The organism is Streptomyces sp. NPDC002845, assembly GCF_053591955.1.
Genome location: NZ_JBSFUU010000044.1, coordinates 21,109 through 34,321, shown reverse-complemented (window position 1 = coordinate 34,321; position 13,213 = coordinate 21,109). Strand labels below are relative to the sequence as shown.

13 protein-coding genes are annotated in these 13,213 nt (G+C 71.8%); 6 read left to right on the top strand and 7 right to left on the bottom strand.

Features of this window, described 5'->3' with window-relative positions; all coding sequences use genetic code 11:
- Window positions 1-23: 23 nt before the first annotated feature.
- Window positions 24-1,295 (top strand): molybdopterin-dependent oxidoreductase, encoded by a 1,272-nt coding sequence (locus tag ACWD3C_RS28555; RefSeq protein ID WP_451148826.1) that lies wholly within the window; start codon window positions 24-26, stop codon window positions 1,293-1,295.
- Window positions 1,296-1,641: 346 nt separating this feature from the next.
- Here the strand turns inward: ACWD3C_RS28555 and ACWD3C_RS28550 are convergent, their stop codons facing one another.
- The 3 genes from ACWD3C_RS28550 to ACWD3C_RS28540 are packed head-to-tail and all read right to left on the bottom strand — an operon-like array spanning window position 1,642 to window position 3,886.
- On the bottom strand, window positions 1,642-2,511 hold the full coding sequence (locus tag ACWD3C_RS28550) for a class I SAM-dependent methyltransferase (protein WP_451148824.1): 870 nt from the start codon (window positions 2,509-2,511) through the stop codon (window positions 1,642-1,644).
- On the bottom strand, window positions 2,508-3,134 hold the full coding sequence (locus tag ACWD3C_RS28545; protein ID WP_451148822.1) for a TIGR04282 family arsenosugar biosynthesis glycosyltransferase: 627 nt from the start codon (window positions 3,132-3,134) through the stop codon (window positions 2,508-2,510). Before ACWD3C_RS28545 ends, ACWD3C_RS28550 begins: the two co-directional genes overlap by 4 nt.
- On the bottom strand, window positions 3,131-3,886 hold the full coding sequence (locus tag ACWD3C_RS28540) for a glycosyltransferase family 2 protein (RefSeq protein WP_451148820.1): 756 nt from the start codon (window positions 3,884-3,886) through the stop codon (window positions 3,131-3,133). Before ACWD3C_RS28540 ends, ACWD3C_RS28545 begins: the two co-directional genes overlap by 4 nt.
- 333 nt (window positions 3,887-4,219) lie before the next feature.
- On the opposite strand from ACWD3C_RS28540, the gene ACWD3C_RS28535 reads away from it, so the two are divergent.
- From ACWD3C_RS28535 to ACWD3C_RS28525, 3 genes are all read left to right on the top strand, one after another.
- A complete protein-coding gene (locus ACWD3C_RS28535; RefSeq protein ID WP_451148818.1) occupies window positions 4,220-4,993 on the top strand; it encodes a response regulator transcription factor in 774 nt (257 codons plus the stop codon).
- 2 nt (window positions 4,994-4,995) lie between these two features.
- Entirely contained in the window at window positions 4,996-6,108 is a 1,113-nt protein-coding gene (locus tag ACWD3C_RS28530; RefSeq protein WP_451148816.1) for a sensor histidine kinase, read from the top strand.
- Between the two features lie 93 nt (window positions 6,109-6,201).
- Window positions 6,202-7,338 (top strand): hypothetical protein, encoded by a 1,137-nt coding sequence (locus tag ACWD3C_RS28525; RefSeq protein ID WP_451148814.1) that lies wholly within the window; start codon window positions 6,202-6,204, stop codon window positions 7,336-7,338.
- A 44-nt stretch (window positions 7,339-7,382) separates the two neighbouring features.
- On the opposite strand, the gene ACWD3C_RS28520 is transcribed toward ACWD3C_RS28525, so the two are convergent.
- The 3 genes from ACWD3C_RS28520 to ACWD3C_RS28510 form a co-directional block, all read right to left on the bottom strand.
- Window positions 7,383-8,381 (bottom strand): NAD-dependent epimerase/dehydratase family protein, encoded by a 999-nt coding sequence (locus ACWD3C_RS28520; protein ID WP_451148812.1) that lies wholly within the window; start codon window positions 8,379-8,381, stop codon window positions 7,383-7,385.
- A 93-nt stretch (window positions 8,382-8,474) separates the two neighbouring features.
- Window positions 8,475-10,205, bottom strand: coding sequence for a sodium/proline symporter PutP (gene putP / locus ACWD3C_RS28515; protein WP_451148810.1), 1,731 nt, complete (start codon window positions 10,203-10,205; stop codon window positions 8,475-8,477).
- Between the two features lie 131 nt (window positions 10,206-10,336).
- Entirely contained in the window at window positions 10,337-10,837 is a 501-nt protein-coding gene (locus ACWD3C_RS28510) for an ATP-binding protein (RefSeq protein ID WP_451148808.1), read from the bottom strand.
- An 86-nt stretch (window positions 10,838-10,923) separates the two neighbouring features.
- On the opposite strand from ACWD3C_RS28510, the gene ACWD3C_RS28505 reads away from it, so the two are divergent.
- Entirely contained in the window at window positions 10,924-11,772 is an 849-nt protein-coding gene (locus ACWD3C_RS28505) for a helix-turn-helix domain-containing protein (RefSeq protein ID WP_451148806.1), read from the top strand.
- The gene (locus ACWD3C_RS28500; protein ID WP_451148804.1) at window positions 11,732-12,007 is read left to right on the top strand and encodes a DUF397 domain-containing protein; all 276 of its coding nucleotides are present in this window, start codon (window positions 11,732-11,734) and stop codon (window positions 12,005-12,007) included. Before ACWD3C_RS28505 ends, ACWD3C_RS28500 begins: the two co-directional genes overlap by 41 nt.
- Before the next feature lie 273 nt (window positions 12,008-12,280).
- On the opposite strand, the gene prcB is transcribed toward ACWD3C_RS28500, so the two are convergent.
- Window positions 12,281-13,120 (bottom strand): proteasome subunit beta, encoded by an 840-nt coding sequence (prcB, locus tag ACWD3C_RS28495; RefSeq protein ID WP_451148802.1) that lies wholly within the window; start codon window positions 13,118-13,120, stop codon window positions 12,281-12,283.
- Window positions 13,121-13,213 lie beyond the last annotated feature (93 nt).

The following is a 13,213-nucleotide window of genomic DNA, read 5'->3' as shown; positions in this document are numbered from 1 at the left end:
CGGTTCGAATCTACCGTCGAGGCATGAGTGAACGGCTCCTCACGTCCTCCAGGTCCCCGGCGTCCCCCTCCTTCTGGCGCAGCCCCCTGCGCGGCCCCTGGCTCACCTCGGTGCTCGGGGTCGTCCTGCTCGCCGGGATCACCGTCCTGTTCGTGACGGGCCTGCTGTCGTACGCCGCCTACAACCCGGACCTGGCCCCGGTGAACGACAAGACTCCCGACAAGGGCCTCCTCGGCTTCTACCTCTTCTCCTGGCCGACCGACCCGCACTGGCTGTACCGGCTCAACCAGGGCCTGCACGTCACCCTCGGCGTCGCCCTGATCCCCGTACTCCTCGCGAAGCTGTGGTCGGTCGTGCCCCGGCTCTTCGCGCTGCCGCCCGCCCGCTCGGTGGGCCACGCGCTGGAACGGCTCTCGCTGCTGGTGCTGGTCGGCAGCGGGCTGTTCGAGTTCATCACGGGAGTGATGAACATCCAGCTGGACTACGTCTTCCCCGGGTCCTTCTATCCGCTGCACTTCTACGGGGCGTGGGTGTTCTTCGCGGCTCTCGTCGCCCATGTGGTGCTGAAGACGCCGGTGGTCGTACGGAATCTGCGGCGCGAACGGCATGAACGGAGCGAAGGGGGCGAGCGGGGTGAGCAGGAGGGGAAGTTGGTGTCCCCCAACCCCGCCGAGCCCACCGTCTCGCGGCGCGGTGCGCTCGGGCTGGTCGGGGGCGCGTCGGTGTTCCTGGTGGCCACGACGGCGGGGCAGAGCTTCGACGGGCCGCTGCGCGAGACGGCGCTCCTCGCCCCGCACGGCGGCGGTGATCCGGGCTCCGGACCCGGCGGCTTCCAGATCAACAAGACGGCCGCGTCGAGGGGCATCGACACGCGTGAGACAAGCGAGGAGGCGTGGCGGCTGGTCGTCGGGGGACGGACCACGGTGGTACGGCTGAGCCGGGCCGAGCTGCTCGAACTGCCCCTGCGCAGTGCCGCGTTGCCCATCGCGTGCGTGGAGGGCTGGTCGACGTCCGACCAGTGGTGGCGGGGCGTACGGCTGCGGGACCTGGCGGCGCTGGTGGGATACGGCGACGCCCCGGACCTCTTCGTGGAGTCCCTTCAGCTCAGCGGGTCCTTCCGCCGGGCCGCGCTGCGCGACAACCAGGTCCGCGACCCGCGCTCACTGCTCGCCCTCGACGTCAACGGCGAGCCCCTGGCCCTCGACCACGGCTATCCGGCGCGGATCATCGTGCCCGCCGCACCCGGCGTGCTCAACACCAAGTGGGTGGCCCGCCTGACGTTCGGAGACCTGTGAGTAGACCTGTGATGCGCCGGCCGTTCACGACACTGTTCCGCCGCTGGTACGGCGAGAGCCCGCTCCAACTCCTGCTCCTCGCCGCCTCGTTCGCGCTCGTCGCGTACGCCGGGGTGCGGCTGCTCGACGGTGACTGGTGGGGCGTGCTGCTGTGGATCGTCGGGGCGGCGGTACTGCACGACCTGGTGCTGCTGCCGCTGTACGCGATGGCCGACCGGGCGGCCCGGACCGTACTCGGGACCGTCGGCCACCGGGAGTGGGCCGGGTTCGTGCGCGTCCCGGCCGTGCTGTCCGGACTGTTGCTGCTGGTGTGGTTCCCGCTGATCAGCGGGCGGACGCGGGAGCGTTACGAGAGGTCCACCGCGCTGCCCGGAGACGTCTTCCTGGGCCGCTGGCTGCTGATCACGGCGGTGCTGTTCGGGTCGTCGGCGCTGTGGCTGCTGCTGCGTAAGGCGCGCCGAGCCCGCAGGGCCACGAAGGAGCGCCTCTCCGCCGTCCACTGACCCTCCGGGCGCCAGGCCGACTCCCGGGCGTGCCGGAGCAGGGCGGAGGCGCCGAGGCGGGCCCAGGGGAACGGGGTGCCGGGGGTGCCGTAGGCGTCGGTGACGTGGACGTGGACCCGCTCGTCGAGGTCGGCGAGGTCGGCGAGGTCCTCGACGGGCTCGGTCTCGGCGATCAGCAGGCCGCCGGGCGCGAGGAGTTGGCCGACCCGTCGCAGCAGGGCGCGCGGGTCGCCGCCGATGCCGATGTTGCCGTCGAGCAGCAGCGCCGTGCCCCAGCGTCCCTCCCCCGGCAACGGCTCGAACACCGACCGCCGCAGCGCCGTACCGCCCAGCCGCAGCGTGTGCGCGACCGCGGCCTCGCTGACGTCGATGCCGAGCGCCTTCCGTCCCCGCGTGGCGAGTTCGGCGACCAGCCGTCCGGGTCCGCATCCCACGTCGAGCACGGTCCCCTCACACCGCCGCAGCGCCGACAGATCGGCGGCATCGGCCCGTGCGCACCACCGCTCCACGTCCAGGGGGAGCAGCCAGCCGTCGGCGCGGCGCAGGAAGAGGGGGCCGCGGCCGTTGCGGAGGGCGTCGGCGTAGGGGTCGGCGGACCAGGAGCGGGGGCCGGGAGGTCCGGGAGGTCCGGGAGGGCTGACCGGGCTGTAGGGGCTGGGGCTTGGGTTGGGGCTGGGGCTTGGGTTGGGGCTGGGGCTCGTGGCCGTGCTCATCGGCCTACCGCCGAGGTCAGCCGGGTGAGTTCGGCCGCGAAACGGGTGTGCGGGGCGTCGGCGGCGACCAGGTCGGCGTCGTACGCCGTGTCGACGTCCCGCAGCCGCGGCAGGTCGCGTACGCGCAGCCCGGCCTCCATCAGCCGCGCCCGCTGCGCGGCACCCGTCGTGGGCGTCGACATCGGGACGCCGCGCAGGAGTCCGGGGTCGGGGGCGGCGAGCCCCAGGGCCCAGAAGCCGCCGTCCTCGGCGGGCCCGAAGTACGCGTCGCAGTCGGTGAAGTCGAGGGCGGGGGCGAGGAGTCCGGGTGTGATCTGCGGCGTGTCCATCCCGACGAGCAGGGCCGGCCCTCCGTCGCATCCCGCGAAGGCGGCGGCCAGCCGCTCGTCGAGCCCGCCCGCGACCTGCGGTACGACGTCGAAGCCGGGCGGCAGCCAGGGACCGGGGGCACCGTCCAGGACCAGGACCCGCCGGGTCGCGGGCACCGCCAGCACCGCGTGCAACGTGTCCACCAGGGCGGCCTCGGCCAGGGCCGCCGCCTCCTCGGGCGCGAACGGGGGCGTGAGCCGGGTCTTCACGCGCCCCGGCCGCGGTTCCTTGGCTATGACGAGGAGGGCGGTCATCGGGGCGTTCCTCCCTGCGCTGCATAGTGGTCGACGTGGTCGACGGGCTCGTACGGGGGCTCCGCCAGCACCCGGCGCATGTCGCGGACCGCGTGCCAGGTGCCACGCCAGGTGCCGGTGACCTTGGAGTCGCCGGTGCGCGGCAGATACGGGACGTCGTGCTCGGTGACGCGCCACCCGGCGTCGGCGGCCCGCACGACCATCTGCAGGGGGTAGCCGCTGCGGCGGTCGGTGAGGCGGAGCCCGAGCAGCGCCTCGCGGCGGGCGGCGCGCAGGGGGCCGAGGTCGTGCAGGCGCAGGCCGGTGCGGCGGCGCAGCATGCGGGACAGCGCGAGGTTGCCCGCGCGGGCGTGCGCGGGCCAGGCGCCCCGGCCCTGCGGGCGGCGCCGTCCGAGCACCAGGTCAGCCGCCCCGTCGCGCACCTCCTGGACGAAGGGCACCAGCAGGGACGGGTCGAGCGAGGCGTCGCAGTCGCAGAAGCACACGATGTCCGCCGTGGCGGCCGTCAGACCCGCGTGGCAGGCCGCGCCGAAGCCCCGGCGCTCCTCGTGCACGACGGTCGCGCCGAGGGCGCGGGCCACGTCGGCCGAACCGTCCGTCGACCCGTTGTCCACGACCAGGGCCCGCCAGGTGGGCGGGATGCGTTCGAGGACCCAGGGGAGGGCGTCGGCCTCGTCGAGGCAGGGGAGGACGACGTCGACGGTGGGGGCGACGGCGGGATGGATGCCTGGATTGGGAGTCACGGCTTTCACAGTACGAACGCAGAAGGGGTATTTCAGGCGGGGGCACCTTACGAAACGCGGACATCGCCCCAGGCGGGGGCATGGAGAGGGCGATTTCAAGCCCACGCCCGCACTCCGTCCACGCCCTCTCCACATGCTCTCCGTACTCCCTCCGTACTCCTGCCGTACCCCCTCCGTACTCCCTCCGCCCCTCCTCCCTGCTCACTGCTCCCTTGCTCCCGTACTCCCTTCACGAAGTACCTCGTTGTTGCTTCCTTGCACTTCCTTACGAATCGCGGACGTCCGAGGTGCTGTTCCTTACAGGGGGCGGCGTTCGCGGGCTCGGGGTGCGACGCTGGCTCCATGCATCAGCCGCCGCAGCCGCACGAGTCGCCCGGGGCCGGCCCGGAGCCCGCTGTCCCGGGCGCCCGTGTCCTCGTCGTGGACGACGACCCCACCGTCGCCGAGATCGTCTCGGGCTACCTCGACCGGGCCGGGTACGCCGTCGACCGGGCCGCCGACGGGTCCGCCGCGCTCGACCGGGCCGCCGCGCACTGGCCCGACCTGGTCGTCCTGGACCTGATGCTGCCGGGCATGGACGGGCTGGAGGTGTGCCGGCGGTTGCGGGCCCGGGGACCCGTACCGGTGATCATGCTGACCGCGCGAGGCGACGAGGACGACCGGATCCTGGGCCTGGAGGTGGGCGCGGACGACTACGTCACCAAGCCGTTCAGCCCCCGCGAGCTGGTCCTGCGCGTGGAGTCGGTCCTGCGCCGCACGCGGCCCGGCGCCGGGCCGCAGCCCGTGAACGCGCTGAACGCGGTCGGCCTCAGCGTCGACCCCGCAGGACGCCGCGCCACCAAGAACGGCGCCGATCTCGCCCTCACCCTCCGCGAGTTCGACCTGCTCGCCTTCTTCCTGCGGCACCCCGGGCGCGCGTACAGCCGCGAGGACCTGATGCGCGAGGTGTGGGGCTGGGACTTCGGGGACCTCTCGACGGTCACGGTCCACGTGCGGCGCCTGCGGGGCAAGGTGGAGGACGACCCGGCCCGGCCCCGGCTGATCCAGACGGTGTGGGGCGTGGGCTACCGTTTCGACCCCTCCGGCACACCCGGCGCCGAGCGGGAGGATGCCTGACCGTGAACGACACACTCCTCATCGCCCTCATCGCCTTCCTCGGCGCCGCCGCGGCCGGGCTCGTCGGCGCGGGCGCGCTGTGGGTGCTGCGCCGCCGCTCGCTCACCACGTCGCTCACGATCGTCGTCGCCGTCGCCGTGACCGCGATGTACGCGGGCACTCTGGCCGTCTGCCAGGCGATGCTCCTCTCCCCGCACGACCTGTCCGTCGTCACCACGGTCATCGCGATGGCCGCCGTCGTCTCCCTGGCCACGGCACTGCTGCTGGGCCGCTGGGTCGTCGCCCGCAGCCATGAGCTCGCCCTCGCCGCCCGTTCCTTCGGCGACGGCGGCGCCTTCGCGGCCCCCGCCGGCCCGGCGACGGCCGAACTGGCCGCGCTGAGCCGCGAGCTGCAGGCGACCAGCGCCAAACTCGCCGAGTCCCGCGAGCGCGAACGCGCGCTGGAGACCTCCCGGCGCGAACTCGTGGCCTGGATCTCCCACGACCTGCGCACACCGCTCGCCGGTCTCCGGGCCATGTCCGAGGCCCTGGAGGACGGTGTCGCCGCCGACCCCACCCGCTACCTCCGCCAGATCCGCACCGAGGTCGAGCGCCTCAACGCCATGGTCGGCGACCTCTTCGAACTCTCCCGCATCCACGCCGGCGCCCTCACCCTGGCCCCCTCCCGGATGTCCCTCTACGACCTCGTCGGCGACGCCCTGGCAGGCGCGGACCCCCTGGCCCGCGAATACGGCGTGCGACTGGTCGGCTACCAGGTCGAGCCGGTGCCCGTGGAGGTGGACGGCAAGGAGATGAGCCGCGTCCTGGGCAACCTGCTCGTCAACGCGATCCGCCGCACCCCGCCCGACGGCACGGTGGCGGTGGCCGCCGAGCGCTCCGCCGGGGGCGTCGTGCTGTCCGTCACCGACAGCTGCGGCGGCATCCCCGAGGAGGACCTCCCCCGCGTCTTCGACACCGGCTGGCGAGGCACCCACGCCCGCACCCCTCCCGCCGGCGCGGGCCTCGGCCTCGCCATCGTCCGCGGCATCGTGGAGGCCCACCAGGGGCACGCGGCGGTACGGAACATTCCGGGGGGCTGCCGGTTCGAGGTGACGTTGCCCACGGTCGAGGTGTAGTCGTCCTTCGTGTGGTTGTTCTTCGCCCCCGTCGCCCCTTTGCAGGCGCACCCGTTACCGTGCTTGCCGTAAGTGATCGATGGGGGAGGAACCATGCCCGGAACCGTGCTGCTGCTCGCGGCCTCGCCCGGTGGCAAGGGGTGCCTGGTGGACGCGGCGTCCGTGCTCCCCGTGCTCGCGGCGGTGCCGCCCGCCGTGCTGTCCGGTACGGAGACGGCGAACGTCGTCGAACTGGCCGACCCGCTGGAACCGCAGGCCGTGCTCACCCGGCTCCGCGCCGCGGCCACCGCCCCCGGCCCGCTCACCGTGTTCCTCACCGGGCAGCTCCAGCTCGACCGCCGCCAGCACCTCCCCCACCTGGCCCTGGCCCGCACCACCCCGGCGACCGTCCGCTACACCGGGTTCCCCTGGCACTGGATCACCGAGGAGCTACGGCTGCGCGCCCCCGGCACGACCACCCTCCTCGTCGACCTCCACGCCGACGCCGCCGCCTGGCAGTACCTCACCACCCACGCGCTGACCGCCGGGAGGGGAGTGAGCCTGTACGGACGGATCGCCCCGCCCCCGCCCCGCCGCACGGTGGCCACCCCCACCTACATGCGGGCCGTCGCCACCCTTCTGCGGAGTGGACACCGGCCTCCGCTGCCCCACCTTCACCAGCAGGCGCTCACACGGATCGCCAACGAGGGGGCGAACGAGGGAGCGTACGGAGACGCCGTGCTCTCCTGGGACGCCGCGACCGCCCCCTCCTACGCCCCCCAGCCGCCACCCGAGAGCCCCGCCGCTCCCGACCCCGACCCCCACGCCCTCATCACCGCCGCCGTACAGGCCGACCGGCACGCCGAGGCCGACGCGCTCGCCGCGCGGCACGAGCAGGCCGCCGTACGGGCGCACGGGGCGGCGTCGGAGGAGGCGCTGCACTGGGCGGAAGTACGGGCAGACCTGGCGATGTTCGCGGGGGACGCGGTGCGGAGCTGCCGTACCTGGCTGACCGTCGCCAATGCCCGGCTCGCCACGGGACAGTCCCCGCGGACCCCGGCCGTGGAGACCGCCGTCGACCGGGCGCACCATCAGTGGGGCAGCGTGAAGGACACGGCCCCCGCCCACGAACTCGGCCTCGCGCTCGTCGAGCTGCGCCGCCGAGTGCCGGGGCGGCGGGAGGGAGCCCTGCGGCACGTCGAACGTCGGCTGACGGAACTGGGAGCCGAGGTTCAGCGCGTGCCCGGGTAGAACGCGTAGAACGGCTGGGCACGGCTGGAGCGACTGGAGAGCGGCTAGGACGCCGCCGCGAACTCCCGTACCCCCTCCTCGAACCCCACCTCCGGCGTCCAGCCCAGCGCCTTCCGCAGGCGCGACGAGTCCGCCGTGATGTGGCGGACGTCGCCGAGGCGGTACTCGCCGGTGACCACCGGGTCGGGGCCCCCGCTCGCGGCGGCCAGCGCCCACGCCAGCTCGCCCACGGTGTGCGGATCGCCGCTGCCGGTGTTGTAGGCCGTGAGCGCGCCTTCCTCCGCGTCCGCTTCCAGGGCGGCCACGTTCGCCGCCGCCACGTCCCGTACGTGGACGAAGTCCCGCCGCTGGCCCCCGTCCTCGAAGACCGTCGGGGCCTCGCCCCGGGCGAGCGCGGACTTGAAGAACGACGCGACACCGGCGTACGGGGTGTCGCGGGGCATGTCGGGGCCGTAGACGTTGTGGTAGCGGAGGGAGACGGCCCGGCCGCCGGTCGAGCGGGCCCAGGCGGCGGCCAGGTGCTCCTGGGCGAGCTTCGTCGTGGCGTAGACGTTGCGCGGGTCGACGGGGGCGTCCTCGTCGACGAGGCCGGGGCTCAACGCGTACCCGCAGACAGGGCAGGTGGGTTCGAAGAGGCCCGCGTCCAGGAGGCGGACGGCGCGCGGGCCGGGGCGCACCGCACCATGGCGGTCGCAGAGGTACCGGCCCTCCCCGTACACCACCATCGACCCGGCGAGCACGAACCGCCGTACGCCCGCGTCGGCCATGGCCGTCAGCAGGACCGCGGTGCCGAGGTCGTTGCGGGAGACGTACTCGACGGCGTCGGTGAAGCCGTTGCCCAGGCCGACCAGGGCCGCCTGGTGGCAGACGGCGTCGACACCGCGCAGGGAGTCCGCGACGGCGTCCGCGTCCCGTACGTCCCGCGCGCCGTGCTCGCTCTTGTCCCGTACGTCGAAGACGACGGGCTCGTGTCCGCGCGCCCGCAGCGCCTCGACGACATGGCTTCCGATGAACCCGGCTCCGCCGGTGACGAGTACCCGCATGGACAGAACGTTAGGGGCGCGCCCGGGAGATTCCCCGGTGCGCGCCCCACCTGTCACGACTCCGTAAGACCTGGAGTCAGGACTTTGAGTTCCCTACCGCCTCGGGTCATTCGTAGGAGGCGCGGGGTACGGGTACCACGGGTCCTGGCTCTGCGGCCCGGCGTGCGGCGCGGGGTGGGGCGCGGCATACGGTTCGGCGTACGGCGCGGCGTACGGCCCGGTGCGGGGCCACTCGGCCTCAGGCGTGGCGTGGGGCGTGGCGTAGGGCCACCCGGCCTCGGGCTCGTCCTGGAACTCCTCCTGGGGCTCGTCTTCGGAGGCGGGGGCGTCCTCCATCGGGCCGGTCCAGTCCCGCATCGGGGGGCGTCCGACGTACCTGCCGAAGACCAGGGCTGCCACGGTGGCGGCGAGTACGCCGGGCACCATCTCGTAGATGCCCGACTCCAGCGGCCCGAGGAGCGGGTCGATCTTCTCCCACAGGAGCACGGTGAGGGCACCGGTGAGCATTCCGGCCTTCGCCCCGGCCGCCGTCATCCGCGGCCAGTACAGCGACAGGACGATCACCGGACCGAAGGCCGCGCCGAAGCCCGCCCAGGCGTACGCGACGATGTCGAGCACGGCGCCGCCGCTCAGCGCGATCACATAGGCGACCAGTCCCACGGCCGCCACACTCAGCCGCCCGATCACCAGCAGCAACGTGTCGGATGCCTGCTGGTTGAAGAACCGCCGGTAGAGGTCCTCGGTGAGGGACGTTGCCGAGACCAGCAGCTGGCTGTCCACCGTGGACTTGATCGCCGCCAGCACGGCCACCAGCAGAATCCCCGCGATCCAGGGGTTGACCAGTTGCGTGGAGAGCTGGATGAAGACCGTCTCCGGGTTGTCGAGCGGCTCGTCGATCACGGCGATCCCGGCGAGCCCGATGAGCGAGGCGCCGCCCAGGACCACGACCACCCAGCTCACACCCAGACGGCGGGCCAGGGGTATGTCCCGGGGGCTGCGGATACTCATGAAACGGGTCAGGACGTGGGGCTGGCCGAAGTAGCCGAGCCCCCAGGCGAGCAGCGAGATCATCGCGATGGCACCGAGCGGCTCGCCCGTCGTCCATCTGCTGCCGGCGGTGGAGGCCTCCCTCATCGGGTCGAGCAGCGCCGAGGACGTGGCGGTCAGCTCACCGTGCAGCGCGCCGAAGCCGCCGAAGTGCCAGATGGCGATCGCGGGGAGGGCGATCGCCGCGAGGAGCATCAGCGTGCCCTGGATGGAGTGCGTGATACTCACGCCCCGGAAGCCGCCGAGAATGGTGTAGACGACGATCACCACGGCGAAGACGGTGAGACCGGTCTCGAAGCCGGCGCCGAAGATCTCGTCGAACAGCAGACCACCGGCGATCAGCCCGCTGGCGACGTAGACGGTGAAGAACACGACGGTGACGATCGCGGAGAGCAGCCTGAGCATCCTGCTCCGGTCCTCGAAACGTTCCTCCAGATACGCCGGCAGAGTCAGCGCGTTCCCGGCCCGCTCGGTGTAGGTGCGCAGGCGGGGCGCGACGAGACGCCAGTTGAGATACGTACCGATGATCAGACCGACCGCGATCCACGTCGCGCCCAGCCCGGCCAGATACACGGCCCCCGGCAGCCCCAGGAACAACCAGCCGGACATGTCGGCGGCCCCCGCGGACAGCGCGGCCACCGGGGCGGTCAGCCGACGGCCGCCGACGGCGAAGTCCTCGAACGTGGTCGTCTCCCCGTGCGCCACCACACCGACCATGACCACGGCTATCAGGAAGACTCCGAAGGTGATCATGACGGGAATGGTCAGGGTGATCATGCGGTACTCCCCTGTGGTGCTGACGTGAGCGCTCGAAGGTCCCGAGTGGACTGCCGCCGTTTCGGGCTGGAGGGGTGGGAGTTTAGGGGGACACGGCACGTATCGGGGAGTGCGTCCGGCGCCGGAAGTGCTCATTGGTTCCGGATTGTGATCCCTTCCGGCCAAACGGCACCGTTTTCGGCCTCGACTTCTTCGTCCGCTTCTTCCTTCGCTTCCTCCTTGGCGTCGCACTCGAACCACACCGTCTTGCCCGGCCGGTCCGGCAGCGGCTGCCATCCCCACCGGTCGGTAACCGCGTCCACGATCACCAGCCCGCGCCCGTCCTCCGCGAGTTCGTCCACAGCTGTGGACAACGGTGACCGAGACGACGTGTCGGTGACCTCCACCCGCACCCCGCCGGTCTGCCTCAGCATCAGCAGGGCGGCGCGTCGGCCGGGTACGTGGCGTACGACGTTGGCGATCAGCTCGGTGAGGGCGAGCGTGGCGGAGTCGGTGAGGTCGGGCATCCCCCAGGCGTGGAGGTAGATGCGGAGGATTCGCCTCAGATGCCCCGCCGAGTGCTCACCCACGGTGAAGCTGAAGCCGTACTTGGCGCCGATTTCGGGTCCCTGCCGGTCAGTTACGTGATTCACGTCACCAGAGTGGAGTCGACTGGCTACGCTCGGCTACAGACCGTTGCGAACGCCGGTAGGCGTTTCGACCTGGGGGTGAACCTGCCATGCCCAAGATCCGTCAACTCGACCCCGACGCCTCTCCCTTGGACTACTTCGGCTACGAGCTGCGCCGCATGAGGGAGCAAGCGGGGCTCAAACAGGGCCAGTTGGGAGACTGCATCTTCTGCTCGGGGTCCCTGATCGGCCAGATCGAGACCGCGCACAAGGTTCCGACCAGGGAATTCGCCGAACGGGTGGATGCGGCGCTGGGGACGGACGGGATGTTCTCGCGGTTGGTGGGGTTGGTGTTGCGGAGCCAACTTCCGAGTTGGTTTCAACCGTTCGCTGAGATGGAGGCGCAGGCTACTTACATCTCCACCTATCAGGCCCAGCTGGTGTACGGACTTCTCCAGACCCCGGAGTACGCGCGAGCGGTGATGGGCGTACGCAGCGAAGGGGACCTCGACGCGAAGGTGGCCGCCCGGATGGAGCGGCAGCGGATCCTCGCCCGAGAGGATCCGCCGGTAACGTGGGTAGTGCTGGACGAGGCGGTGCTGCACCGGCAAGTCGGCAGCCGAGAGGTCATGCGGAACCAACTCGCTCGCCTGTTGGAACTTCCCCGGGACGGCTGGACGCAGGTACAGGTGCTGCCCTTCTCGGCGGGTCAACACCCGGGCCAGATGGGCTCGTTCACCCTCCTCCGCTTCGACGACGACCCGGACATCGTCTACACCGAGGACTTCGTCCAAGGGCACATGACTGCCAACCCGGCCAAGATGAAGGAAGGCTTCCTCCGTTACGATCACCTGAAGGCTGCGGCCCTATCTGTAGAGGCCTCGGCGGAGCTGATCGCGCGTGTGATGGAGGAGCGTTATGGGCACCAGCAGGGACCTGACGACCGCGCGGTGGCGTAAGTCGTCGTACAGCGGGGACACCGGCGGCGAGTGCATCGAGTGCGCCCCCCTCGGCCCCGCCGCATGGCGTAAGTCGTCCTACAGCGGCGACACCGGCGGGCAGTGCATCGAAGTCGCCCCCCTCACCCCCCACATCGCAGTCCGCGACTCCAAGAACCCCGGCGGAGCCGTCGTCACCGTCGGCGCCGCCGCCTTCGGGGACTTCGTGGAGGCGGCGGCTCGCGGCGTTCTCTGACGCCGTTGGCCAATCCGCCGTGGGCAGGGGTAGCCGTCTCGGAACAGTGAACACTTTCACCCAGCGTGTTCACACCCCCGACATATGAGCGACCCTCCAACACTTCGGCCCGAAGTGTTCACGCTTCCCATCCGGAGACACCCCTGCCGGCGAGGACAGGGAGCCCGACCACGTGAGCGACGTGCCGACCCCGACCCTGCGCAACTACGTCGGCATCGGCCTGCACAACCCCGGGCGCCTCCGGGACAGTCCACGTCAGCCCTGCTCCCGGCCTTACGCCACAGCCGTAGGCCCGTCCGGCTGTTCCTCCCGCTGGGCCACCATCACGCGGCTCAGCTCCTCCGTCTCGTCCTCCGGGAGCCGCTCGAAGCCCTCCTCCGTGATGACGGACACGACGGGGAAGATCCGGCGGCTGATGTCGGGGCCGCCGGTGGCCGAGTCCTCGTCGGCGGCGTCGTAGAGGGCGTGGAGGGCGGCCAGGACCGCCGAGCGGCGGGGCATGGACGGATGGAAGAGTTTCTTCAGCGCGCCCTGGGCGTACGGCGACCCGGACCCCTCCGCGTGGAAGTCCGGCTTCTCGAAGAGCCCGCCGGTGATGTCGTAGCTGAAGATGCGGCCGCGGGAGCCGTCGGGGTCGTAGCCGACGAGGAGGGGGACCACGGCGAGGCCCTGCATGGCCTGGCCGAGGTTCTGGCGGATCATGGCGGCGAGGCGGGTGGCCTTGGCGTTGAGGGACATGGGGATGCCCTCGATCTTTTCGAAGTGGGTCAGTTCGACCTGGTAGAGCTTGACCATGTCGACGGCGAGCCCGACCGTGCCCGCGAAGGCGACCGCCGTGTAGTCGTCGGCGGGGCGCACCTTCTCCAGGTCGCGCTGGGCGATGAGGTTGCCCATGGTGGCGCGCCGGTCACCGGCGATCAGGACGCCGTCCTCGTAGGTGAGGGCCAGCACCGTGGTGCCGTGGGGGAGTTGGTCGGCGACTGTGCGTACGTCCGCCGAGGGGGTCAGCAGCTCGGGGCGGTGGGCCGACAGGAACTCCGTGAAGGACGAACTCCCGGGAACGAAGAACTCGTCCGCTAAGCGGCCACCGTTGTCGATCTCGTTGTGCGCCATACCGTCCTCCCGGCTCCCCTGACTCCCCCGTGTACGGCCGCACACGGTATGTACAGGTCCGCGTACAGCCGTATCGCACAACGGCTCACCCCT